The following is a 22,533-nucleotide window of genomic DNA, read 5'->3' on the forward strand; positions in this document are numbered from 1 at the left end:
CCTCAGGTCAGCCTTGCCTTACTGGAAGGCAGCAATAAATTACGACATGATTGTGTTGTGTATTCCATGACCAACACCACGCCCGCGCCTATGGCCGGGCAGGGCGCGCCAACAGGTGCGCTGCGCGGTGGCCAACGTGCTGCCCTAGCATCAGTGCCGGCCGCCGCCGACACTGACGAGCGCACGCGCGACCGCGTTCTCAGCGCCGTCCTGGAGCACGGGCCGGTCAGCGCCGCAGAACTGGGTGACCTGCTCGGGTTCACCCCCGCCGCCGTCCGCCGCCACCTGGACCACCTGTCCCGCGCGGGCGTCATCGAGGTCAAGCGCGTTGCCCGCGCAGGAGCCGGTGCCGGCCGACCCGCCCGCCGTTACGTCCTCAGCTCCCAGGGGCAGTCCTCGCTGGGTGACGACTATCTGAACATTGCCAGCCTGGCGCTCAAGCAGCTCGGCGCGGTGGCGGGGGATGAGGCCGTCCGCCAGTTCGCCGTCGAGCGTTTCGCGGAGATGGAACGCCGCTACGCCCCCGAGGTGGAAGCGGCCGGAACGGACATCACCGCCCGCGCACAGGCCCTGTCCGCCGCCCTGTCCCGGGACGGCTTCGTCGCCTCCACTGCCTCGATCGAAGCCAAGGCCCCCCTGCCCGCAGCGCTGTCCAGCGTCCAGCTGTGCCAGGGCCACTGCCCCATCCAGCAGCTGGCCACCCAGTTTCCCGTCTTCTGCGACGCGGAAACGGAAATGTTTTCGCGCCTCGTCGGTGTCGATGTCCGCAGGCTTTCCACGCTCGCACGCGGCGGACACGTCTGCACTACCCACATACCTACAGGCCGTCCGGCCATATCGGTGGCGGAGGCCGCCGGCAGCCAACCGGACAACCTGAATGAAGTATCCAACCATCTGCAAGAAAGGCCGTGATGACGGACCAACTATCAGAGAAGACGGTTGCCGAGACTGCTGTGATTTCGGAGATTCTGGAAAAGAATCCCGAGCTCCACGGAATCGGCACCTACGAGTACGGCTGGGCCGACAAGAACGACGTCGGTGCCAACGCACGCCGTGGCCTCAACGAGGACGTCGTCCGCGACATCTCGGCCAAGAAGAGCGAGCCGGAATGGATGCTGGACCTGCGCCTGAAGGGTCTGAAGTACTTCGACCGCAAGCCCATGCCCACCTGGGGTGCAGACCTCTCCGGCATCGACTTCGACAACATCAAGTACTTCGTGCGCTCCACGGAGAAGCAGGCAGCCACTTGGGAAGACCTTCCCGAGGACATCCGGAACACGTACGAGAAGCTCGGCATCCCGGAAGCCGAGCGCAGCCGCCTGGTCTCCGGCGTGGCAGCCCAGTACGAGTCCGAGGTGGTCTACCACCAGATCCGCGAGGACCTTGAGGCCCAGGGCGTCATCTTCCTGGACACGGACACCGCGCTGCGCGAGCACCCGGAGATCTTCCAGGAATACTTCGGCACCATCATTCCGGTGGGCGACAACAAGTTCGCCTCACTGAACACGGCCGTATGGTCCGGCGGTTCCTTCGTGTACGTTCCCAAGGGCGTGCACGTCGACATCCCGCTGCAGGCTTACTTCCGCATCAACACGGAAAACATGGGCCAGTTCGAGCGCACGCTGATCATCGCCGACGAGGACTCCTACGTCCACTACATCGAAGGCTGCACCGCGCCGATCTACACCTCGGACTCGCTGCACTCGGCCGTCGTCGAGATCGTGGTCAAGAAGGGCGCCCGCGTCCGCTACACCACCATCCAGAACTGGTCCAACAACGTGTACAACCTCGTGACCAAGCGCGCCATCTGCGAAGAGGGCGCCACCATGGAGTGGATCGATGGCAACATCGGCTCCAAGGTCACCATGAAGTACCCGGCCGTGTACCTCACGGGTGAGCACGCCAAGGGCGAGACCCTTTCGATCGCGTTCGCCGGCGAGGGCCAGCACCAGGACACCGGCTCCAAGATGGTGCACATCGCACCGAACACGAAGAGTTCCATCATCTCCAAGTCCGTTGCCCGCGGCGGCGGACGCGCGGCCTACCGCGGCCTCGTCCAGGTCCGCGAAGGAGCCAAGCACTCGGCGAACACGGTGCGCTGCGACGCGCTGCTGGTGGACACCATCAGCCGCTCGGACACCTACCCGTACATCGACATCCGCGAGGATGACGTGCAGTTGGGCCACGAGGCCACCGTCTCGCGCGTTTCCGAGGAACAGCTCTTCTACCTCATGTCCCGCGGCATGCGCGAAGACGAAGCCATGGCCATGATCGTGCGCGGCTTCATCGAGCCGATCGCCCGCGAACTGCCGATGGAATACGCCCTCGAGCTGAACCGCCTCATTGAACTCCAGATGGAAGGATCCGTCGGTTAATGACTGCCGAAATTACTACTGAAAAGGCCCGCATCGGGGCCCCTTCCATCGCCGGATTCACGGAGGAAGGCGAGGCGCTGGTCCCCGCGAAGGTGGACCACAGCCACAACCACGGCGTCACCGTCATGTCCTCGCGCGCCGAACGGCTCACGAGCTTCGACGTCGCCGACTTCGCACTGCCCACCGGCCGCGAGGAGGAATGGCGCTTCACCCCGGTCCGCGGACTGGCCAACCTGTTCTCCGACGCAGCGACGGACGGCGAAGCGGCAGTGTTCACCGTTGAAGCCCCCGAAGGCTACCTCCGCGGCAGCCTGGCACAGGGAGCCGCCCCGCGCGGTTCCGTCCTGACCCCGGCCGACCGGGCCGCCGTCGTCGCCTCCGCCAACACGGATGAGGCACTGCACGTGGTCATCCCGGCCGACGCCGAACCGGCTGAGCCGGTCCGCATCCTGGTCGACGGCGCGGGCGCAGGCCGCCGCTCCAACGCACATTTCGTGCTGGAAGCCGGCGCCAACTCCCGCAGCGTCGTCATCGTCGAGCACACGGGCGCGGCGGACCACAACGGAAACCTGGAAGTGATCGTCGGCGAGGGCGCGCACCTCACCGTGATCTCCGTGCAGCTCTGGGAAGACGACGCCCGGCACCTGGGGCAGCACGACGCCCAGGTGGGCAAGGACGCCGTCTACAAGCACATCGCCGTTTCCCTGGGCGGTTCCGTGGTGCGCCTGAACTCCAACGTACGCTTCTCCGGTGAGGGCGCCGAGGCCGAGCTGCTGGGCCTCTACTTCGCCGACGCCGGCCAGCACCTGGAGCACCGGTCCTTCGTTGACCACAACGTGGCCAACTGCAAGTCCAACGTGCTCTACAAGGGCGCCCTGCAGGGCAAGAACGCGCACACCGTCTGGGTGGGCGACGTCCTGATCCAGAAGCAGGCCCTGGGCACCGACTCGTACGAGAAGAACCAGAACCTGGTGCTCACCGACGGCTGCCGCGCGGATTCCGTGCCCAACCTGGAAATCGAGACGGGCCTCATCGAGGGTGCCGGCCACGCCAGCTCCACAGGACGCTTTGACGACGAGCACCTGTTCTACCTGATGGCCCGCGGCATTCCCGAAGAGGTGGCCCGCCGGCTCGTCGTGCGCGGCTTCCTCAACGAGATCATTCAGCAGATCAAGGTTCCGGCACTCGAAGAGCGCCTGACCGAGGCTGTTGAGCGCGAGCTCGCCGCCACGAATTCCTAAGCAGCCCGAAAGTACAGGACAACGGATGACTGAACAGCCAAAGGGCGAACTCGTCTGCCATGTCAACGAGATCCAGCCCAAGCAGGCCCTGCGGATCCTGATCGACGACTTTCCCGTCGCGATCGTCAAGGACTCCATGGGAGAGATCCACGCCATTGGGGACACCTGCTCGCACGCGGACATCTCCCTCTCCGAGGGTGAGGTCGAAGGCTGCGCCATCGAATGCTGGGGACACGGTTCACAGTTCGACCTGCGCAGCGGCGAACCGCTCCAGCTGCCGGCCTACGACCCCGTTCCCGTGTTCGCGGTGGAGATTGTCGGAGACGAGGTCTACGTGGACTTCACGAACGTCCTGAACGGCGCCGAAGCTCCGAACTTCAGCTAGCCCGCCCTGTACCAGAACTTAACAACTTCCAGACCAAAAACCGCACCGCTGCCTAAATAGCGGCGCAGAGGAGAACAAGACACATGTCTACTCTTGAGATCAAGGACCTGCACGTCAGCATCGACACCGAGCAGGGCACCAAGGAGATCCTGAAGGGCGTCAGCCTGACCATCCGCACCGGCGAGACCCACGCCATCATGGGCCCCAACGGCTCCGGCAAGTCCACCCTGGCGTCCACCATCGCCGGCCACCCGCGCTACAACGTCACCGGCGGCACCATCACGCTGGACGGCGAAGACGTACTGGCCATGAGCGTCGACGAGCGCGCCCGCGCCGGCGTCTTCCTGGCCATGCAGTACCCGGTGGAGGTTCCCGGCGTCACCATGACCAACTTCCTGCGGACCGCCAAGACCGCCATCGACGGCGAAGCACCGGCACTGCGCACCTGGACCAAGGACGTCAAGGCAGCCATGCAGCAGCTGCGCATTGACGCCGACTTCGCCCAGCGCAACGTTAACGAAGGCTTCTCCGGCGGTGAGAAGAAGCGCGTGGAAATCCTGCAGCTGGAACTCTTCAAGCCGAAGTTCGCCGTCCTCGACGAGACCGACTCCGGCCTGGACGTTGACGCGCTCAAGGTCGTTTCCGAAGGCGTCAACCGCGCGCACGCCACCGGCAACATGGGCACGCTGCTCATCACGCACTACACCCGCATCCTGCGCTACATCAAGCCTGACTTCGTGCACGTCTTCGTGAACGGCCAGGTTGTGGAAGAGGGCGGCCCGGAACTCGCCGACCGCCTGGAAGAAGAAGGCTACGACCGCTACGCCGCGGGCGCCGGCTCAGCCGCGGCTGCCGCCGCGGTCCAGGCCTAGTTAGGACTGGCTGACCATGACCGAAATCGACGCAGCCCGCACCGGGCTGGAGGATGTCGAAGAGGCACTCAAGGATGTCATCGACCCCGAGCTCGGGGTCAACATCGTGGACCTCGGGCTGCTGTACGGCCTGAAGTACTCGGAGGATGACGGCGCCCTGCTGATCGACATGACCCTCACGACGGCGGCATGCCCGCTCACCGACGTGCTCGAGGAGCAGGTCGGCAAGGCGCTGGACGGCGTCGTGGACGAGTGGCGCCTGAACTGGGTATGGATGCCGCCATGGGGTCCGGAGCGGATCACCGACGACGGCAAGGACCAGATGCGGGCCCTCGGCTTCAACATCTAAAAAAGTACGACGGCGGCCGGTCACCTTCTCATCGAAGGTGCCCGGCCGCTGCCGTTTCAGTTAGGCCGCCGATTCAGTTAGAGGGTCGCGGTGCTGAATGTGTCGCACTGGTTGATGTCGCCGGTTTTGTAGCCCTGGTAGAACCACTTCTGCCGCTGCGCGCTGGACCCGTGCGTCCAGCCTTCGGGATTGACGCGGCCCGTGGCGGCTTTCTGGATCCGGTCGTCGCCGACGGCGGAGGCAGCCGACAGTGCGTCGTTCAGGTCCTTCTGCGTGAGCGGCTCAAGGAAGGGCTTGCCGGTCTTCGGGTCCTTCTGGGTGGTGGCGTACCGCGTCCAGAGCCCGGCATAGCAGTCGGCCTGCAGCTCCACCCTGACGGCGCCGGACTCCGCGCCCTGCGGATCCTGCTGCGCCTTGTCCAGATCTCCAAGGATGTTCTGGATGTGATGGCCGAACTCGTGGGCCACCACATATTCCTGGGCCAGCGGGCCGCCCGAGGAGCCGAAGCGGGTCACGAGGTCCTGGAAGAACCCGGGATCGAAGTAGGCCGTGGTGTCCGGCGGGCAGTAGAACGGGCCCACCTCGGACGTGGCCGTGCCGCAGCCGGTGCGGGTGACGCCCTCGAACAGCACAGTCTTCGGCCGCGGGTACTTCACGTTGTAGTCGGCGAGATAGGCCGGCCAGAACACGTTGAGGCTGTTCACTGTCCCGGCAATCCGGCAGTCGAGGTCCTTGTCGGCGTCGGAACCCAGCTTGCACTGCGTGAGCGCCGTTCCCGTGCTCTGGGCGGGCTGTTCCTCGCCGGTGCCCAGCAGTCCGCCCAGCAGTTGCGGGTTGATGCCAAACAGGGCCGCAAGGAGCAGGACGACGCCGCCGCCGATGCCTCCGCCGATCTTTGTGCCGCGGCCAACTCCACCGCCGCGCCGGTCTTCCACCTGTGATGGGTCCAGCTCGACCCCGTCATTGAAGCTCATGTTGTCACAATAGTCTTTGCCACAGGGCCGTGGCGGGTTCGGGCCGGTAAAGTTGGTCCGATGCCTTTTCTCAACAACCTTCAGCGCTGGGCCAATGAACGCCCCGACGACACCGCCGTCGTCGTGGCCGGACAACGGCTCAGCTGGGCCGAACTGCGCGACGGTGCGCAGGCCGCTGCAGACGGCAGCACGGCTGCGGTCACAGTCCTTGCCCAGCCCAATTCCACCCGGTTCGCGGTTGACTTCGCCGCTGCCGTTGCCGGTGACCGCGAGTGCGCGGTCCTGGACCCCACGTGGCCCGAATCGCTACGGGACGAGATCGTCCAGAGGCTCGGCAGCGGGGTTAATCCCGTGCCTGGGAACGCCGGGAATGAATTGGCGGACGGGGATCCAGCGGCCTCGTTCCTCATCGGCCTGACCTCCGGCACCACCTCCGTGCCCAAGGCGTTCACCCGCTCGCGGCGCTCCTGGCAGCAGTCCTTCGAAGCCTCGATGGAGTTTTTCGGGCTCAGCCAGCAGGACAAAACACTGGCGCCGGGCCCGCTGGCTGCCAGCCTCAACCTGTACGCCCTGGCCGAGTGCCTCTACGCCGGGTCTGAGTTCCACACGCTCGAGTCCTTCGACGTCGGGGATGTCCACGCCGCCATCACGCACGACGGGATCACCCGGCTGGTGCTGGTACCCACCATGCTGCGGCTGCTCAGCGAACGCGGCCTGCTGGGCTGCGTGGACGCGTCGGGCGTCCGGACCATCATCTGTGCAGGCTCGAAGCTGGATGCACGCACGCTGGAGGCGGCCCGCCGGTGGGCCCCGCACGCCACCATCTTCGAGTACTACGGCGCGTCGGAGCTGAGTTTCGTCTCCGGCGCCGGACTCGCCGCGGGGGAGCCGTTCGCCGCCGGAAGCACCGCGATCGGCCGGCCGTTCCCGGGCGTCGAGGTGCGCATCCTTGACGACTCCGGAGCCGAGCTGCCCGATGGGGTGGCAGGCAACATCAGTGTCCAAAGCGGCATGGTCAGCAACGGCTACCTCTGGGGCGACGACGGTCAGGCGCTGCGCTGCTTTGACGGCTGGTTCACCGTGGGGGACCAGGGCTACCTGTCCGGCGGGGTGCTGCACATCCTCGGCCGCCGCGCCGACATGATCATCACGGCAGGCAAGAACGTTTACCCGCACGAGGTGGAGCTGGCGCTGTCCTCGGTGCCGGGAGTCGCGTCCGCGATTGCCGCCGGCATGGAGGATGACCTCCGCGGGCAGCGCGTGGTGGCCGGCATTGTCCCGTCCCATGGCGGGGTCACGGCGACGCAGCTCAAGACCGGCCTCGAGGACGTCCTGGCCAAGGACAAGCGGCCGCTGCAGTACTACGCCCTCGACGAGCTTCCGGTGACGGACCGTGGAAAGGTCAGCCGCCGGCTCCTGCTCGACTGGATCGCAGCCCGCGACAGCCGGGTCCGGCACCTTGTCTAAGAGCACGGGATCCAGGAGCACGGCGTTCCAGCTCCCGGACGACCGGACGCCGGTGATCATTGCCGCGCTGCGCACACCCGTCTGCCGGGCGAACGGCGCGCTGAAGCACCTGCGCTCCCACGAACTGCTGGCCCCGGTCCTCACGGCACTGCTCGCCGAAACGGGAGTGGACGCGGGCGAGATCGCGGACGTGGTGATCGGCAACGCGGTGGGCGCCGGCGGCAACGTCGCGCGGCTCGCGGCCCTTGAAGCTGGCCTTCCGGTCACTGTTCCCGGCCTCACCGTGGACCGGCAGTGCGGGTCCGGCCTGGATGCCATCGTCCTCGCCTCGCGGCTTGTCGCCGCCGGCGGTGGCACTTACCTTGCCGGCGGCGTCGAAAGCATCAGCACCGCGCCGTTCCGCGCGCACCGGAACGACGACGGCGAGCCCGCCTTCTTCAGCCGCGCCCAGTTTGCGCCGCACAGCCACGGCGACCCGGACATGGGCGTCGCGGCCGAGAACGTGGCACGGGAGTACGGCATCAGCCGTGCGCGGCAGGACGAGTTTGCGCTGCGCAGCCACCGCAGGGCGGTGGCTGCGCAGGCCAAGGGCACGTTTGCCGGGGAGACGGTGGCGCTGCCGGCTGCTGCCGGACCACGGCCGGCCGCTTCGGGTGCAGTGACCACCGACGACGGTCCGCGCCCCAAACTCAGCGAAGCCCTCATGGCGCGGTTCCCCGCAGCGTTCGTGGAGTCCGGCACCGTCACCGCCGGAAACTCGTGTTTCGACGCGGACGGTGCCGCCGCCGTCGTCATCACCTCCCTGGCCAGGGCCCGGGAACTGGGCGCTGCCGACGCGCTGGCCGTGCTGGGCACGGACACGGCCGGGGTGGAACCGCAGCTGCTGGGCATCGGTGCCGCAGCCGCAGCCTCGAGACTCCTGGCAGCGCAGTCGGTGGATGCCGCGGACGTGGACCTCGTGGAGTTCAACGAGGCGTTCGCCTCGCAGACCCTCGCGTGCCTGGACCACCTGGGGATTGACGCCCTCCGGGCCAACGCCGACGGCGGGGCGCTGGCTTTGGGGCATGCCTACGGGGCGTCCGGAGCCGTGCTGGTCACCCGGCTCCTGGCGCAGGCACGCCAGGAACCGGCCGCTCCTGAGCAGGGAAAATTGACCCTGGCCATGATCAGCATCGCCGGCGGCATGGGCACCGCGGCGCTGTTCCGCCACATCCGGCTGTAGACGGGACGGAAGCAGCCAAGAACCGCCGGAGACCGTAGCGCTACAGAGCCGCCGGGTCCGGGAACAGCTTCTGCCGGAGGTCCTTCTTGCGGATCTTCCCGCTGGCCGTGCGCGGCATGTCGTCGACGAACACCACCGTCTTGGGGATCTTGTAGCGCGCGAGCCGGCCGTCGAGGTCTGCCCGGACCTGCTGTTCGGTCAGGCTCGCACCTTCGCGGACCACCACAACGGCGCGCGGCACTTCACCCCATTTGTCGTCCGGAACACCGATCACCGCGACGCTCCCCACGGCGTCGATCTCGGCGATGGCCTGCTCCACCTCGGCGGGGTAGATGTTCTCGCCGCCGGAAATGATCATGTCCTTGAGCCGGTCGGAAACGAAGACAAACCCGTCCTGGTCCCGGTAGCCCATGTCGCCGGACTTGAACCAGCCGCCGTCGGCGTAGGACCCGGCGGTGGCGTCCGGCCGGTTCCAGTATTCGCGGATGACATTGGGGCCCTTGATCTGGATTTCGCCCACGGTGCCCTGCTGGACCGGACCACCGGCGGGGTCGGCGATCCTCACGTCGGTGAAAAAGTGCGGCAGGCCAGAGGAGCCTGCCTTGTCCCGGGACCGGGAGGCGGGCAGGGTGGTGGCCCCCGGGGCGGTTTCCGTCATGCCGTAGCCGTTCGAAAAACGCAGTCCCCGGGCTTCGTAGGCTTCCAGGACCCGCAGCGGGACGGCGGATCCGCCGCAGGTGAGCTTGTTCAGGGAGGTGATGTCCGACGTCGGCCATTCCGGGTGCTCGCAGAGCATCTGGTAGGTGGTGGGCACCCCGCTGATGGTGGTCACCCGGTGGCGTTCGATGAGCTGCAGGGTCCGCTGCGGATCGAACCTGGGCTCGAGGATCACGGTTCCGCCCTTGAGCAGGGTAGGCAGGACCCCCATGTCCAGCGATGCCACATGGAACATCGGGGAGATCATCAGGGCAACGTCGGTGGAGGCGAAGTCGAAATCGGTGATGACGTTGATGCAGTTCCAGGTGATGTTTCCGTGCGTGAGCAGGGCGCCCTTGGGGTTGCCAGTGGTTCCGGAGGTGTAGAGGATCATGGCGCCGTCGTCCAGGGTGACGGCTTCGTCGATGGGCTCGGTGCTGCCCGATGCCACGACGGCTTCATAGTCCTCGGCTGCCGCGTTGGGCACGGGGCCGCCGCCAACGGCCGTGCCGCCGTCGGTCTGGGTGCCGTCGACGGCGATGAGGTTGGAGAGCGCCGTCCCCTCGGCCACCGCCCGGGCCAGGGTGGCCAGGTCCCCGGCGTAGACCAGAGCGGCGGCGGAGCAGTCGTCCAGCTGGAACCTGATTTCCGGCGGTGCGAGCCGGGTGTTCAGGGGAACGAAGATTGCGCCCAGCAGGCCGCAGGCGAAGAGGGTCTCCAGGAAGGCGGGGTGGTTCTCGCCGAGGTAGGCCACCCTGTCGCCCCTGGCCACGCCGCGGTCCCGCAGGGCGTTGGCAAGCCGGCGGCTGCGGTCGGCGAACTGTTCATAGCTGAGTTTCCGGTCTCCGGCGATGAGCGCCGTCTTGTCCCCGGATTTCGGGCGGCGCCGTTGCAGCCACGAGCCGATGCCAAAATTTTCCATCGAGCATCCTTTCTTGTCTCAAACTAGTCCTCGCGCGGCTGCTTAGAGCCGGGCGGACTCCAAATCGTTGTTCTTGGGTTCCCGCGTGAGCAGGATGAAGATGATGGACACCACGGACATTCCGGCCAGGTACAGGGCCACGGAGCTTGTGTTCTGGCCCGAGTCCTTGAAGATTTGCGCCACGATGCCGGGCGTGAAGCCCGCCCCCAGAAGCGTTGCAAGCTGGTAGCCGAGGGACGCGCCGGTGTAACGGGAGGTGGTGGCGAACTGTTCGGAGACGAACGCCGCCATGGGTCCAAAGAGCGTGGAGTGGATCATCAGCCCGATGGTGAATGCCACGAAGATCAGGAAGATGTTGTTCGAGGACAGCAGCTGGAACATCGGCACGAGGTAGAGGATGAACAGGACCAGCCCGCCGATCATCACCGGACGGCGGCCCAGCCGGTCCGAGAGCCGTCCGCCCAGCACCACAAACGCAATGGAGATGAGCGAGGCGGCGGCGAAGGCGTACAGCACGCCCTGCCGTTCGGCGCCCTTGGAGACGGCGAAGGTCACCGAGAAGGTTGCCATCACCACTTGCAGGGCAAAGCCTGCGGCTCCGGCGAGCATGGTGAAGACCAGCGTCCGGGGGCGGCGCAGGACCTGCAGCAGGGGAAAGCGCGAGGCTGCGGTGCCTGTCACAGAGTCGTGGCTCTTTGCCAGCGTTTCCTGTTCAATGGCGGCCCTGAAGATCGGGCTCTCGGAAACCTTGAGCCGGACGAACATTCCGACGATCAGCAGGACGAAGGAGAGCAGGAACGGGACCCGCCAGCCCCAGGAGAGGAACTGCTCGTTGGGCAGGGCGGCGAAGGCGCCCATGATGAGGGTGCCCAGTACGGCGCCCGAGGGTGCGCCCGCGTTGACGAAGGAGGCCGCGAAGCCGCGCCGTCCGGACTCGGAATGCTCCAGTGCCATCAGCGCCGCTCCGCCCCATTCGCCGCCGACGGCAATGCCCTGGAATACGCGGAGGATCACCAGCAGGACGGCGCCCCACGGGCCTGCCACCGAGGCGTCCGGGATGACGCCGATCAGGGTGGAGGCCACGCCCATGACCGCCATGGAAACGATCAGCATCCCTTTGCGGCCCACCCGATCACCGAAGTGTCCGAAGATGATGCCGCCCAAAGGCCGGGCCACATAGCCGGCGGCGAACGTGCCGTAGGCGGCCACAACGCCCACCCAGTCGTCGAGCCCGGAGAAGAACACTTTCGGGAAGACCACGGCGGCGGCGGTGGCGTAGAGCAGGAAGTCGTAGTACTCGATGGTGCTGCCCAGATAGCTGGAGGCGATGACGGTGCGGGCTTCCCTGCGCCGGGCGGTTACATCCATGGTCTGAAGCTGCGAAGTTTGGGACATCGTTGTTCCTTACTGCACGTGCGGGTGGGGGAGGTTTGGGAGCTGCTTACTTGTAGAAGCGGGCGAGGAATTCCGCCACGACTGCGGGGCGCTCCTGGCCTTCAATCTCGATGGTGTTGGACACCTTGATCTGGGCGCCGCCCTTGACCTCGGTGACCTCGGCGATGGTGGCCCGCATGCGGATCCGCGAGCCCACCTTTACCGGGGACGTGAACCGGACCTTGTCCAGGCCGTAGTTCACCTTGGTGGTGACGCCGTCGACGTCGAACAGCTCGCCCCAGAACGGGATGATGAGCGAGAGCGTGAGGAAGCCGTGGGCGATCGGGGCGCCGAACGGGCCGTCCTTGGCACGCTCGGGGTCCACGTGGATCCACTGGTCGTCGCCCGTGGCGTCGGCGAATTTGTTGATCTGTTCCTGGGTGATTTCGCGGTATTCGGTGACGCCGAGGTCGGTGCCGGCGAGGGTGAGCAGTTTGTCGAAGTCGACGACGAGGTTGGGCATGTGGTGCCTCCTTGGGCGATGGTTTTTGGTTGCGGAAGTTTGGGGTTGCGGAAGTACGACGGCGGCGCGGTGCTGCCGCCATCGGGTTTGGGTTGGTGGTGCTTCAGTTAGCGGGTGAAGGCGCTTTCCCCGGTGAGGGCGCGGCCGATGATGAGGGCGTTGATGTCGTGCGTGCCTTCGTAGGAGTAGACGGCTTCGGCATCGGCGTGGAAACGGGCGACGTCGGAGGCGAGCGTGATGCCGTTGCCGCCCACCACTTCGCGGGCCAGTGCGACGGTGTCGCGCATGAACAGGCTGGTCTGCATCTTGGCCAGGGCCGAGTCCTGGTCGCGATAGATGCCGTTGGCCTGCTGTTCGGTCAGCCGGACCACGAGGGACAGGCTGGCCGTGATGTTGCCGAGCATCCGGGCGAGCTTTTCCTGGACCAGCTGGAAGGAACCCAGCGGGCGGCCGAACTGGGTGCGTCCGCTGACATACCGCAGGGCCGCTTCGAATGCCCCGGCCTGGATGCCGGCGGCGATCCAGGCGACGTCCGATCGCATCGCCCGGAGCATCGCTGCGACGTCGCGGAACGAGTTCACGTGGTGCAGCCGCATGGCTTCGGGCACCCGCACGCCGTCGAGCGTGATGTGGGCGTTCTGCATCATCCGGAGCGAGGTCTTGCCGTGGATTTTTTCCAGCATCACGCCGTCGGATTTCCGGTCGACGAGGAAGGCCTTGACCTGACCGTCCGCCACGTCGCGGGCGAACATGGCGAGCACATCGGCCGTGGCAGCGCCGCCGATCCAGCGCTTGGCGCCGTTCAGCACCCAGCTGCCGTCGCTGCGCCGGTGTGCGGTGGTGGCCAGCCCGCCCGCGATGTCCGAGCCGGATTCCGGTTCGGTCAGGGAGAACACGCCCTTGAGCGAGAAGTCGATGACTTTGGGCATCCATTCGCGCTGCTGCTCCGGTGAGGCGCCGACGCGGATGGCTGTCCGGAAGAGACCTGCCTGGGCGGTGTACCAAGTAGCGAGCGAAGCGTCCGTGCGGGCGAGCTCGAAGATCCGGAAGCCCTGGTAGATGCCGCGGGCGGGTGCCTCGAATGGCTCCATGAGGTTGAGGTCGATGAGCGGCTGCGCCAGCTGTTGCGGGAATTCGCCGCGCTCCCAAAAGTCGGCCAGCAGAGGCCCGGCCTCGCGGTCCAGGAACTCCCGGAGCCGCGCGAGGACCTGGCGCTCCTCGATTGTGAGCAGGGCTTCGGCGTCGTACCAGTCAGTTACAGCGTAGAGCCTGGTCTGCTCGGCCGTGGTGGCGTTCATCTCAGGCCCCCAACCCGAGAAGCCGGACGGCGTTGTGCTTGAGGATCTTCGGCCGCACTTCGTCCTTCAGGGGCAGGTCCGCGAAGGCACCCAGCCACTTCTGCGGCGTGATGAGGGGGAAGTCAGTGCCGAAGAGGACTTTGTCCTGCAGGACCGAGTTGGACGCCTTCACCAGGGACTCCGGGAAGTATTTGGGCGACCAGCCGGAGAGGTCGATGAACACATTCGCCTTGTGAGTTGCGATGGAGTTGGCCTCGTCCTGCCACGGCACCGAGGGGTGGGCCATGATGATCTGCAGCCCCGGGAAATCCGCAGCCACCGCGTCCAGCAGCAGCGGGTTCGAGTAGGCAAGTTTGATGCCGTACCCGCCGGGCAGCCCGGCGCCCATGCCGTTCTGGCCGGTGTGGAAAATGGCGGGCAGCCCGAGTTCCTGGAGGGTTTCCCACAGCGGGTAGAAGCGCTCGTTGGAGGGGTCGAAACCCTGCAGGCTGGGGTGGAACTTGAAGCCCCGGGCCCCGAGTTCCACGGCCTGGTGCTTCGCCCCGGCGATCGCGTCCTCGCCGGTGCGGGGGTCGACGCTGCCAAAGGGGATGAGGACGTCGTTGTTCCGCGCGGCGCCGGCGATCAGCTCGGGGATGCTGTTCGGCTCATGCTTGAGCTGGGTCCGCGCGTCCACGGTGAAGACGACGGCGGCCATGTTCAGTTCGCGGTACACCTCGGCGATGCGGTCCAGGGACGGGGTGCGGTCCTCGGCCTTGAAGTACTTCGCCGAGGCCTCGGTCAGGGCTTCGGGCAGGGAGCCGTGGCCGCAGCTGTCCACTTCAAGGTGGACGTGCATGTCGATCCCGTCGATCTTGGCGGCGTCGATGCCCGGTTCGTAGCGGGTGGTGGCCATGTCAGCGCACCTGCACCGGTTCGGGCTGGACGGGCCGGGATTCGGGCTGCAGCTCTGCCGGCAGCGGCAGGAACTCCTCACCGACGCTTTGCAGGGCTTCCCGGTTGAAGAGCGTTCCGGCATTTCCGCGTATTGCCTCGTAACTCCAGCCGCCGTCGCGGTATTCGGTGGTGGCCGCGGTCGGGTGCGTCCAGACCTGCAGGCGGTCCCCTCCGGCGCCGATGGCCTGCCCGGTGATGCCGGCGGCCTCGTCGGAGGCAAGGAAGGCAATCAGCCCGGCGACGTCGTCGGCAGTTCCGAAGCCCAGGTCGTGGCGGAAGAAGGACGGCATGGCCTCCCCGCGCTCGTCCGCCTCCACCGCCTTCTGGAAGTAGGGGACTGTCTTGGTCATGGCGGTGGCGGCCACCGGGATGACGGCGTTGGCGGTGACGCCCGCCTTCTTCATCTCCATGGCCCAGGTCCGCACCATGCCGACGATGCCGGCCTTGGCAGCCGCGTAGTTGGTCTGGCCGAAGTTGCCGCGCTGGCCGGTGGGGGAGCCGATGGTGATGATGCGGCCGGGAACGCCGTTTTCCTTGAAGTAGGCGAAGGCCTCGCGGACACAGGTGAAGGTGCCGCGGAGGTGGACGTTGATGACGGCGTCGAAGTCCTCGTCGGTCATCTTCAGCAGGCTCTTGTCGCGGAGGATGCCGGCGTTGGTGACAAGGATGTCGAGCCTGCCAAAGGCGTTGACCGCGGCCTGGACCAGCTGCTTGGCAACCTCCGAGCTGCCGACGGGGGCGACAACGGCGGCCGCCTTCCCGCCGTCGGCCTCGATGGCCCGGACGGCATCCGCTGCAACATCGGCGTCAACGTCGTTAATGACGACGGCGGCGCCCTGGCGGGCGAGTTCCCGGGCATAGGCGAGGCCCAGCCCGCGGCCGCTCCCCGTGACGACTGCTACTTTGCCTGACAGGCTCATTTGCTGCTCCTTTGCTAGCTGATCGTGCATCCTTGCCTTCGGCATGGGATGCTGTTCTGTATCCATGAAAATCTTGATAGTTGAAAAAGTCAATGATTATTTTTGTTTATTATTGGAGGGTCCATGACTGAGGCGGTGACGGGGCAGCTTGCCCCCGCGGCGGACAAGCTTGTTCCTGCCTCCATCAGCAGCGACGCCGGCTTTCTCCTGGCGAAGCTCCATGCCGCGGGATCGGTGGTTAACAACCGGGCGCTGGAGGAGTTCGATCTGAAGGAGCGCTCGTATTCAGTGCTGGCCCTGGCCGCGAGCGGCCTTGAGCCGAGCCAGCGCGAAATGGCTGATTTTCTCAGCTTGGACCCCAGCCAGATCGTCGCCCTGGTGGATGACCTGGAGAAGCGGGGCCTGGTGCTGAGGGCGCCAGGAAAGCAGGACCGGCGGGCCAAGATCGTGACGGCGACCGCCGAGGGGCAGAAGCTGTTCTCCGCGGCCACGAAGTCGACCCGCCGGGCCGAGTCGGAGGCTCTGGACCGCCTGGACCGGGAGGAAGTAGCCGAGCTGAAGCGCCTGCTCCGCAAGGCGCTGTGGCCCAGCCTGGAGGGATAGCGGAACAGGCACCCGCGGCCTCTTACTGTCCGGGCGTCCAGTCGCGGTCGTTGATGAATTCGGCCGGGCGGAATTCGACGTAGTTGGCGCCATCCAGTTTCAGGGACGTTGCGGTCGCCTGCAGATCGGCGGTGGTGGCCACGGAGCCCCAGTGGCCGGTTTGGAGCCGCTGGTCCATGGCGTCGACGGCGGCCACGTTCTCGGCCACCGTGAAGTTGCAGTGCCCTTCCCGGCTGACGAAGGCCTGGCGGAACAGGGCGTTTTTGCCCGCCTGGCGGACTGTTTCTGCGTACTCTTCCTGGTATTCGATTGGGGCCAGGAGATCCACCGTGGTGTGGGTGGCTAGCAGCGGCACCTGGAGCTCGCCGGTGGGGGTGGAGGTCCGGAGCATCCACTGGAGGCCCTGGCTGCTGGGCTCGATGTCGGCGTTGGCCATGAGCGTGGAAAGGTCGCCGTTCAGGTTTAGGCCGGCCTTGGCGTACATGAGCTCCACCAGTTGGCGCTGGGCTGAGGACTGCAGGAGTTTTGAGTAGTCGACGCCCGCGGTCCAGCCGCTGTCGCCGCCGGCGGCGTTGACGATCGTGTGGCGCCGTTCGATCACCGCGGGGAGAGTGTCGAGGACCAGCTTCGCCTGGGCAGCTGCCAGCGCGTCCGGATTGTCCGCGTCGACCCCGTCGAGTTCGGTAGGGGTATTCAGGAGCGCGGCCACCAATGCGAGCCTTGCGCGGCCTTCCGAGGAAGTGCTTGCGTGCTGCAGGGCTGCTTTCAGCGCGGCGATCGTCTCGGCAGACTCCGCCGGGGCGGTGAAGCCGGCGAGGCGGATGTCCCGTCCGGGAAGAAGCAGTTCCGCCGCCGCATAGGCCGCGTCGAGCTGGTAGTTGTTCAGGGCAACGCCGCCGCCCACCAGGCCGCAGGTGCTGACGGCGCCGTCGATGCCGGAGTTCGGGATTTCCGCCATCATGCTCGTCACGAGGCCTCCCATGGACCGCCCGACGGCGATGACCCGGCTTGCCTTTCCGAAGTGCTCCTCGAAAGCTGCCAGGGTGCCGAGTTGGTCCTGGGCTGCGGTCTGGAGGGCCCAGCCGGTGGTGGCGTAGGACGAGGACGCAACGGCGTAGCCGCGGACCACAAGCGCGCTGGCCGTGGGCGCGAATCCTGTGTCCCAAGCGGGGTTTGCCGGTCCCGGGCGGAAGCCGTGGGCAAAGAGGACCAGCTTTCAGTTCCAGTTCGCAGGCACCTCGGCCCGCCACGCAGCCCCGTCCGAAAGGGTGCCTGAGGCGACGGAAGGGGTTGCTGTTGATCGCGTGGCTGCCGCGAGCGACGGCCCCGACGCATCCGCCCGCGGCTGGGCCGCCAAGGCGGCCGGGGATGCGGAGGCTGCAGCGAGGAGGGCGGCAAGGGCTGATGTCGAAGCGATGGTGCGGCAGCTTTGGCGCAGTGTGCGGGTCATTCGGGCAACCTTTGTCAGTCGAAGTAAAGTTAAAACAGACAACTAATGCTTATCTTAATGATTGATATTGTCAACGAATTTCCGTTTCAGTCAACTGAACTTCGACCACTAGTTCGCCTCACCCACGGCAGCTACCCGCGGCGGCCTGCTGTAGCTGCCTCCAGCCGGGCTGGTCTCGTAGTGTTTGATAAATGACGGGGGAACGCGCGGGGTGAGGCGGCAGCTCTGGCTTGGGACCGTTGGGAATCGACGCCCACATCCACGGCCGACGGGATGTAAGCGGCCCGTCATCACGCCACGGAAACTCCATCAGCGCTGGGCGGACAGTCGACTCATCGTCACCGAGAACGAAGGGCACGGTGGCCCGGAATCGATGGCCGCGCCTGTCGACGCCGTCGAAGAAATCGCTGCTGGCCTGCCCTAAGAGGGGACAGACAAGGGGGCCTAACAGAACTGCACGTCGTGTTTTAGGCTTACTCCACACCTCGCGTCTGCCCGTCGCGAGCTGAATGAAGAGAGGCAGAGCCAATGCAGCCCGACCTTGGCCAGCGCGCCGCGAACGAGCACGCCGACGCGGCACGGTCCCTTCTTTCCGCCGCCGAACAAGCTCTCTCAGGCGCCGATGTCGACGCTGAACTGCAGATCAGGCTGGCCCAGGCGCATGCCACCCTGGCCCTCGCATTCGAGACGCGCGCCGCGGCCTATGACACCCGGACTGCCGCGTACGTCGGATATCTGGCGACGCTGAAATCGGAGGCTCGATCGGACAAGAAGCAGCACGCTGCCGTCGTCGCGAAGCTCGTCCGCGATCGTCTGGGCTTCGAAGCCGAGTAGAGCCGCAACGCTTAGAAGCCGGCACCGCCGGGCCGTGCCGGTGAACGATCAGAGCGAGGCGCTGGTCCAGCCCGCGAACACCTTGTCAGCAATGAACGACGGCGGTGGGTCTACTTACACTTTCGTCGTCCCGGCCCGCGCTGCCAAGGGCCATGCAACGGTCACTGCGGTGCCTTGCAACATTGACTGGTGCGACGACACCGGCAGGAACAACCGGGTGGCGGGGGCCGCCGTCGTTCTCCTGCAGCGGGCATCGTGTGTATTGCCGGTGAAGCCGTTGACCATCAGCCGGTAGGTTCCATCTTCCGAAACTAGGAGGCGGGACTGCTCCGGATCGGTTTCAGTGCGGATCTGATGAGGATGATGCGGGGCCCGTATTTGCTGTCCAGTTCGCGCTGGAGGGATCCATCGTCGTAGACGACGTCGATGACGAGGTAGCCGTTCTCCGCCCCCGACATCAGGATCGGCTGCCCCCGCAGTGAAGTCAGCTCCCGCTGGAGTAGCAGGAGCTGCATTTCCTTGCCGTTCCCGGGCGGTCCTGTGACCGGTCGGGCTTCCGGAGGGGAAGCGTCAGTGGAGGGAACGGGCCGCCTGGTCTGGATGAATTCGCCATTCGCCAACATACCGGTCACCTCGTAGGAGCCCCACATCACACCGCCTGCGCTGGCGAAGTGCCCGGCCTCGGACCAGTCCCAGTTTCGGAGCACCGGTCCGCCGCATTGCGGCGGGAGCGAGGCGGCAAAGGGGCCCAGGCAGAGCAGGGGCGCGCCGCCCCGCTTCTGCAGGACCATGCCCCGGCCAACGAGTTCGTCGCTCGGGACAGCTCCAGAGGTGGACTCCGTGGCGGTGGGTCCGGCTACGGGCGGGGCCGGCGAGCATGCGCAGAGCATTGCGGCAAGGGCCGCAATGAGCCACCGCTTGCGCCGCCCGGTCATGGATTCGTTATGGATCTACACGCGTTTGCCGGTCGCCGCCCCGGCCGCTTTGCACTTGGCCCTGAGAAAGGACTGCTCTGCTTGTGACAATTGGTGTTCGCCGTGCTGGTCCTGGGCGACGTGGCCGCCCGAGACCTGGTGAACCACGTTTGCCACGGTCCGCGGAAGAACCACGCAACCGGGATTTTCAATGAGCCACTTCTTTGTGGGCTCATCAAGTTCATTCCACCACTCATCAATCGGCCGTTGGCCCATGACGTGCTCCTCGGATTTTGAGACCCTGCATAAATTGACTGCGGCCGCCGGGGCTGGCGCTTCAGGGCGCCGCTCGACGTGCAGAAACTGCCAAAGCACACATCGCTTAGGTGCTCATGCCCACCTGCCCCCGTCGCGGCGCCGGACTGTCAACACCTCTGCCATTGAGGTGCCGAGAAGAATTCACGAATCTCTGAGTTGGTAATCAGTATCGAGTGTGGTCCTGATGCAGGGAGGGGTCAAGGGGTACCCGTAACGTCGCGCAACCCGGTGGCGAAGCCCAATTGGTGGGCAAACACTATGCGGGGGAAGTGACGGTGGAGTAGCTTTTACACGTCCGGATGGCCGTGCGGCCTCCGCCAGCGAAGACCCTGCTGCCACCCGCCACGAGGAGCCCCGGATGACACGAAAGACAACCGGCCCCCTCGCTGACTTCGGCCGGACGGACCTCGCCGCCGCCGGCGGCAAGGGTGCCGCTTTGGGCGAACTGGTGCGGCAAGGGTTTCCGGTGCCTGGGGGATTCGTCATCACCACGGACGCCTACCGGTTGCTTCTCGCCGATACGGGGCTCGGGGCTGCCCTGGACGACATAAATCAAAACGTGCCCGACGGCGGTGCCCTCCGTGCGCTGTTTGCCCGCTTTGGCATGCCCGCAGCTTTGCGGGCGGAGATTGGCGAGGCATATGCGGCCCTGGGAGGGGGCGCCGTGGCGGTGCGCTCCAGCGCCACCGCCGAAGATTTGCCCGGCGCTGCGTTTGCCGGCCAGCAGGACACGTTCCTGAACGTCGTCGGCGAGGAGGCGGTGGCCAAAGCTGTCGCCGACTGCTGGGCGTCCCTCTGGACCGACCGTGCCATTGCCTACCGGCGGCGGCAGGGGATCGACCCCCGCGAGGTGGCGATCGCCGTCGTAGTCCAAAAGATGGTGCCGGCCGACGCCGCAGGTGTCATGTTCACGGCGAACCCGGTCACGGGTGAGCGGAGTGAGACCGTTGTGGACGCCAGTCCGGGCCTGGGGGAGGCGGTGGTCTCGGGAAGGGTGACGCCCGAACACTACGTGCTGGACCGCACTGGCGGGATCCACAGCTTCCGTCCCGGCGGCGGCGAGGTGGTGGTCAGCCCGGACGCAGGCGGCGCCACGCGGGAGCGGCCCGGCGTCCGCAGCTCGGTTCCCACCCTGGCCGCGGCCCAGCTCCGGGAGTTGGCTGACCTGGGCCGCAGGGCGCAGGAGCACTTCGGACGGCCGCAGGATATCGAGTGGGCGCTGGCCGGCGGCCGGATCCATGTCCTGCAGTCGAGGCCCATGACGGCGCTGCCGCCGCAGCCGCTCCGGCTCAACGCGATCCAGCGGCGGGTTGGGCCGTTCTTCATCGAAATGTTCCAGGAACGGCCCTACCCGTTGGATGTGTCCGGCTGGATGGAACAGGGGATTTTGGCCATGCTGCACCGGCTGGCCGGCAGCGTCGGAGTGCGGTTCCCGAGGGTCGGGGAGCTGCTGCCCGAGGAGGACGGCGTGGTGGTGCAGCTGGTACCGCCGGTACCGCGGCTAACCCTCCGCGCGCTGGCTGCGCCGCTGACCCTGGCCCGCCGCGCCAGGCAGTTCAAAATGGCCGAATGGAAGGACGATTTCCGGTTCATCCACTTCCTGGACCGGGTGGACCGGCTAAACGCATTGGACCCCGAGCCCCTGCGCTGGGCCGAAGTTGTGGGTGTTGCGCGGGAGTCCTTCGCCACGATGCGGGGCATCACCGACCTCCGCAGCTCCTACCTGCCCGGCATGTTCCTGCCCATGCTACGGCTGCGCCTGTTGCTCGTGCTGCTGGGCAGGATGAGGCTGGCCTCCGCCCTGATCGCGGGCGCAGAAACCCGGACAAGCCACGCGAACCGGTCCTTGGAGCAGCTGGCCGCGATGGTCGGAGCGGATCCGGGGCTGGCCGGCGCCTTTGCCTCATCCGACGGGCCGGCCCTGCTGCAGCTTGTGGAGCGGGACCCGGCGCACGCTGCCTTCCGCGAGGCGTTCGCTGGGTTCCTGCGCGAATACGGGAACCGTGAAACTGTCAGCGTTGTGCTGAGCAGTTCGCCCACCTGGTCCGACGCCCCCGAGGTTGTGCTGGGGCTCGTCAAGGCGCTCCTGGGCCAGCGGCCGCGAACGGCCGACCAGACCGGCGCGGCGCTGGCGGAGCTGAAACGCCATCCGCTCCTGCGGTTCAGGCGCATCCGGCGGCACGTACTGGCCGCCGTCGACGCGGCCCGGGCAGGCATGGCGTTCCGCGAGGACAGCCACTTCTATGCCACCAAGGTCATCCCGCCCATGCGCCGCGCGTACCGGGAGCTTGGCCGGCGCCTCGTTGCCGCCGGTGTCATTGATGACGCCAGGGACGTCTACCACCTGCGGTTTGCGGAACTGGCGGCAATAACGGACGACGACGGCGCGCTGCCGGCGTCCGTCCGGCAGCGCTACCGGCCGCTCGTGCAGGCCAGAGCGGCCAAACGCCGCGAACTCGAAGGGATTCCGCTCCTGGACACGGCGCTGCTGTTCAGGAACCGCCGCACTGCTGCCGGCGTTCTGGTCTCCGGCACGCCGGCCAGCCGCGGCCGGGCGGAAGGGCCGGTGAGAATCATCAGGGGACCGAACGATTTCGGCCGGCTGCGCAGCGGCGACATCCTCGTGTGCCCCTACACGAACCCGTCCTGGACGCCGCTGTTCCAGCGCGCCGCCGCCGTCGTCGTCGACATGGGAGGGCTCGGCTCCCACGCGGCGATTGTGGCGAGGGAGTACGGGATCCCCGCAGTCATGGGGACCGGCACGGGAACGGGCATCCTGGCCGAGGGGCAGCGCGTCATCGTGGACGGCAGTGCCGGGACGGTCGCCGCAGCCGACTAGGGGCCGGCGGTTAGGGGCCAA

23 protein-coding genes are annotated in these 22,533 nt (G+C 66.7%); 12 read left to right on the forward strand and 11 right to left on the reverse strand.

The genetic code is table 11. The annotated features are described in order from the left end of the window. The first annotated feature begins 57 nt into the window (after nt 1-57). The 6 genes from ABRP34_RS02520 (at nt 58) to ABRP34_RS02545 (ending at nt 5,222) form a co-directional block, all read left to right on the forward strand. Nucleotides 58-912, forward strand: coding sequence for a helix-turn-helix domain-containing protein (locus ABRP34_RS02520; protein ID WP_353712141.1), 855 nt, complete (start codon nt 58-60; stop codon nt 910-912). Beyond that, a complete protein-coding gene (sufB, locus tag ABRP34_RS02525) occupies nt 912-2,375 on the forward strand; it encodes a Fe-S cluster assembly protein SufB (RefSeq protein WP_314193282.1) in 1,464 nt (487 codons plus the stop codon). Before ABRP34_RS02520 ends, sufB begins: the two co-directional genes overlap by 1 nt. Next, nucleotides 2,375-3,616: a Fe-S cluster assembly protein SufD gene (gene sufD / locus ABRP34_RS02530; RefSeq protein ID WP_003798946.1), complete on the forward strand. Its 1,242-nt coding sequence runs from the start codon at nt 2,375-2,377 to the stop codon at nt 3,614-3,616. The genes sufB and sufD overlap by 1 nt, the downstream gene beginning before the upstream one ends. A gap of 25 nt (nt 3,617-3,641) precedes the next feature. Continuing rightward, entirely contained in the window at nt 3,642-4,001 is a 360-nt protein-coding gene (locus tag ABRP34_RS02535; protein ID WP_003798945.1) for a non-heme iron oxygenase ferredoxin subunit, read from the forward strand. A gap of 83 nt (nt 4,002-4,084) precedes the next feature. Beyond that, nucleotides 4,085-4,873 (forward strand): Fe-S cluster assembly ATPase SufC, encoded by a 789-nt coding sequence (gene sufC / locus ABRP34_RS02540; protein ID WP_003798942.1) that lies wholly within the window; start codon nt 4,085-4,087, stop codon nt 4,871-4,873. A gap of 16 nt (nt 4,874-4,889) precedes the next feature. Beyond that, nucleotides 4,890-5,222, forward strand: a complete 333-nt coding sequence (locus ABRP34_RS02545) for a metal-sulfur cluster assembly factor (RefSeq protein ID WP_003798940.1) — start codon at nt 4,890-4,892, stop codon at nt 5,220-5,222. Between the two features lie 77 nt (nt 5,223-5,299). Here the strand turns inward: ABRP34_RS02545 and ABRP34_RS02550 are convergent, their stop codons facing one another. After that, nucleotides 5,300-6,196 carry a neutral zinc metallopeptidase gene (locus ABRP34_RS02550; protein WP_353712142.1) on the reverse strand — a complete coding sequence of 299 codons (897 nt, stop codon included), beginning with the start codon at nt 6,194-6,196 and terminating at the stop codon, nt 5,300-5,302. A gap of 60 nt (nt 6,197-6,256) precedes the next feature. Here ABRP34_RS02550 and ABRP34_RS02555 point away from each other — a divergent pair, with 60 nt between their 5' ends. Together ABRP34_RS02555 and ABRP34_RS02560 are read left to right on the forward strand one after the other, a co-directional pair. Next, nucleotides 6,257-7,663, forward strand: a complete 1,407-nt coding sequence (locus ABRP34_RS02555; RefSeq protein WP_353712143.1) for an AMP-binding protein — start codon at nt 6,257-6,259, stop codon at nt 7,661-7,663. Then, complete coding sequence (locus ABRP34_RS02560; RefSeq protein WP_353712144.1) at nt 7,656-8,885, forward strand: thiolase family protein; 1,230 nt, start codon at nt 7,656-7,658, stop codon at nt 8,883-8,885. The genes ABRP34_RS02555 and ABRP34_RS02560 overlap by 8 nt, the downstream gene beginning before the upstream one ends. A gap of 40 nt (nt 8,886-8,925) precedes the next feature. Here the strand turns inward: ABRP34_RS02560 and menE are convergent, their stop codons facing one another. From menE to ABRP34_RS02590, 6 genes are all read right to left on the reverse strand, one after another. Next, complete coding sequence (gene menE / locus ABRP34_RS02565; RefSeq protein WP_353712145.1) at nt 8,926-10,503, reverse strand: o-succinylbenzoate--CoA ligase; 1,578 nt, start codon at nt 10,501-10,503, stop codon at nt 8,926-8,928. 42 nt (nt 10,504-10,545) lie between these two features. Beyond that, a complete protein-coding gene (locus ABRP34_RS02570) occupies nt 10,546-11,898 on the reverse strand; it encodes an MFS transporter (protein ID WP_003798929.1) in 1,353 nt (450 codons plus the stop codon). Between the two features lie 46 nt (nt 11,899-11,944). Next, on the reverse strand, nt 11,945-12,400 hold the full coding sequence (locus ABRP34_RS02575) for a MaoC family dehydratase (RefSeq protein ID WP_003798928.1): 456 nt from the start codon (nt 12,398-12,400) through the stop codon (nt 11,945-11,947). A 107-nt stretch (nt 12,401-12,507) separates the two neighbouring features. Next, the gene (locus tag ABRP34_RS02580; RefSeq protein ID WP_353712146.1) at nt 12,508-13,698 is read right to left on the reverse strand and encodes an acyl-CoA dehydrogenase family protein; all 1,191 of its coding nucleotides are present in this window, start codon (nt 13,696-13,698) and stop codon (nt 12,508-12,510) included. A gap of 1 nt (nt 13,699) precedes the next feature. Then, nucleotides 13,700-14,593: an amidohydrolase family protein gene (locus ABRP34_RS02585; RefSeq protein ID WP_353712147.1), complete on the reverse strand. Its 894-nt coding sequence runs from the start codon at nt 14,591-14,593 to the stop codon at nt 13,700-13,702. 1 nt (nt 14,594) lies between these two features. Next, a complete protein-coding gene (locus ABRP34_RS02590) occupies nt 14,595-15,554 on the reverse strand; it encodes an SDR family NAD(P)-dependent oxidoreductase (RefSeq protein ID WP_353712148.1) in 960 nt (319 codons plus the stop codon). Nucleotides 15,555-15,677: 123 nt separating this feature from the next. On the opposite strand from ABRP34_RS02590, the gene ABRP34_RS02595 reads away from it, so the two are divergent. Continuing rightward, on the forward strand, nt 15,678-16,157 hold the full coding sequence (locus tag ABRP34_RS02595) for a MarR family transcriptional regulator (RefSeq protein ID WP_353712149.1): 480 nt from the start codon (nt 15,678-15,680) through the stop codon (nt 16,155-16,157). Nucleotides 16,158-16,179: 22 nt separating this feature from the next. On the opposite strand, the gene ABRP34_RS02600 is transcribed toward ABRP34_RS02595, so the two are convergent. After that, nucleotides 16,180-17,286 carry an alpha/beta hydrolase gene (locus ABRP34_RS02600; RefSeq protein ID WP_353712150.1) on the reverse strand — a complete coding sequence of 369 codons (1,107 nt, stop codon included), beginning with the start codon at nt 17,284-17,286 and terminating at the stop codon, nt 16,180-16,182. Nucleotides 17,287-17,373: 87 nt separating this feature from the next. Further along, entirely contained in the window at nt 17,374-17,607 is a 234-nt protein-coding gene (locus tag ABRP34_RS02605; protein ID WP_353712151.1) for a hypothetical protein, read from the reverse strand. Nucleotides 17,608-18,135: 528 nt separating this feature from the next. Between ABRP34_RS02605 and ABRP34_RS02610 the strand changes: the two genes are divergently transcribed. Then, nucleotides 18,136-18,441 carry a hypothetical protein gene (locus ABRP34_RS02610; RefSeq protein ID WP_353712152.1) on the forward strand — a complete coding sequence of 102 codons (306 nt, stop codon included), beginning with the start codon at nt 18,136-18,138 and terminating at the stop codon, nt 18,439-18,441. 40 nt (nt 18,442-18,481) lie between these two features. Beyond that, complete coding sequence (locus tag ABRP34_RS02615; RefSeq protein ID WP_353712153.1) at nt 18,482-18,736, forward strand: hypothetical protein; 255 nt, start codon at nt 18,482-18,484, stop codon at nt 18,734-18,736. 16 nt (nt 18,737-18,752) lie between these two features. On the opposite strand, the gene ABRP34_RS02620 is transcribed toward ABRP34_RS02615, so the two are convergent. Both ABRP34_RS02620 and ABRP34_RS02625 read right to left on the reverse strand, forming a co-directional pair. Further along, a complete protein-coding gene (locus tag ABRP34_RS02620) occupies nt 18,753-19,376 on the reverse strand; it encodes a hypothetical protein (protein WP_353712154.1) in 624 nt (207 codons plus the stop codon). 15 nt (nt 19,377-19,391) lie between these two features. Then, a complete protein-coding gene (locus tag ABRP34_RS02625; RefSeq protein WP_003798909.1) occupies nt 19,392-19,631 on the reverse strand; it encodes a hypothetical protein in 240 nt (79 codons plus the stop codon). Nucleotides 19,632-20,031: 400 nt separating this feature from the next. Here ABRP34_RS02625 and ABRP34_RS02630 point away from each other — a divergent pair, with 400 nt between their 5' ends. Beyond that, complete coding sequence (locus ABRP34_RS02630; protein ID WP_353712155.1) at nt 20,032-22,512, forward strand: PEP/pyruvate-binding domain-containing protein; 2,481 nt, start codon at nt 20,032-20,034, stop codon at nt 22,510-22,512. The last annotated feature ends 21 nt before the right edge of the window (nt 22,513-22,533 follow it).

Source organism: Arthrobacter sp. K5 (assembly GCF_040448525.1).
GTDB lineage: Bacteria > Actinomycetota > Actinomycetes > Actinomycetales > Micrococcaceae > Arthrobacter > Arthrobacter globiformis.

Excerpts from the sequence above, each read along its gene's own strand:
- sufB (WP_314193282.1), top strand. The coding sequence starts at position 912 with ATGACGGACCAACTATCAGAGAAGACGGTTGCCGAGACTGCTGTGATT.
- sufD (WP_003798946.1), top strand. The coding sequence starts at position 2,375 with ATGACTGCCGAAATTACTACTGAAAAGGCCCGCATCGGGGCCCCTTCC.
- ABRP34_RS02535 (WP_003798945.1), top strand. The coding sequence starts at position 3,642 with ATGACTGAACAGCCAAAGGGCGAACTCGTCTGCCATGTCAACGAGATC.
- sufC (WP_003798942.1), top strand. The coding sequence starts at position 4,085 with ATGTCTACTCTTGAGATCAAGGACCTGCACGTCAGCATCGACACCGAG.
- ABRP34_RS02545 (WP_003798940.1), top strand. The coding sequence starts at position 4,890 with ATGACCGAAATCGACGCAGCCCGCACCGGGCTGGAGGATGTCGAAGAG.
- ABRP34_RS02550 (WP_353712142.1), bottom strand. The coding sequence starts at position 6,196 with ATGAGCTTCAATGACGGGGTCGAGCTGGACCCATCACAGGTGGAAGAC.
- ABRP34_RS02555 (WP_353712143.1), top strand. The coding sequence starts at position 6,257 with ATGCCTTTTCTCAACAACCTTCAGCGCTGGGCCAATGAACGCCCCGAC.
- menE (WP_353712145.1), bottom strand. The coding sequence starts at position 10,503 with ATGGAAAATTTTGGCATCGGCTCGTGGCTGCAACGGCGCCGCCCGAAA.
- ABRP34_RS02570 (WP_003798929.1), bottom strand. The coding sequence starts at position 11,898 with ATGTCCCAAACTTCGCAGCTTCAGACCATGGATGTAACCGCCCGGCGC.
- ABRP34_RS02575 (WP_003798928.1), bottom strand. The coding sequence starts at position 12,400 with ATGCCCAACCTCGTCGTCGACTTCGACAAACTGCTCACCCTCGCCGGC.
- ABRP34_RS02580 (WP_353712146.1), bottom strand. The coding sequence starts at position 13,698 with ATGAACGCCACCACGGCCGAGCAGACCAGGCTCTACGCTGTAACTGAC.
- ABRP34_RS02585 (WP_353712147.1), bottom strand. The coding sequence starts at position 14,593 with ATGGCCACCACCCGCTACGAACCGGGCATCGACGCCGCCAAGATCGAC.
- ABRP34_RS02590 (WP_353712148.1), bottom strand. The coding sequence starts at position 15,554 with ATGAGCCTGTCAGGCAAAGTAGCAGTCGTCACGGGGAGCGGCCGCGGG.
- ABRP34_RS02595 (WP_353712149.1), top strand. The coding sequence starts at position 15,678 with ATGACTGAGGCGGTGACGGGGCAGCTTGCCCCCGCGGCGGACAAGCTT.
- ABRP34_RS02605 (WP_353712151.1), bottom strand. The coding sequence starts at position 17,607 with ATGACCCGCACACTGCGCCAAAGCTGCCGCACCATCGCTTCGACATCA.
- ABRP34_RS02610 (WP_353712152.1), top strand. The coding sequence starts at position 18,136 with ATGCAGCCCGACCTTGGCCAGCGCGCCGCGAACGAGCACGCCGACGCG.
- ABRP34_RS02620 (WP_353712154.1), bottom strand. The coding sequence starts at position 19,376 with ATGACCGGGCGGCGCAAGCGGTGGCTCATTGCGGCCCTTGCCGCAATG.
- ABRP34_RS02625 (WP_003798909.1), bottom strand. The coding sequence starts at position 19,631 with ATGGGCCAACGGCCGATTGATGAGTGGTGGAATGAACTTGATGAGCCC.
- ABRP34_RS02630 (WP_353712155.1), top strand. The coding sequence starts at position 20,032 with ATGACACGAAAGACAACCGGCCCCCTCGCTGACTTCGGCCGGACGGAC.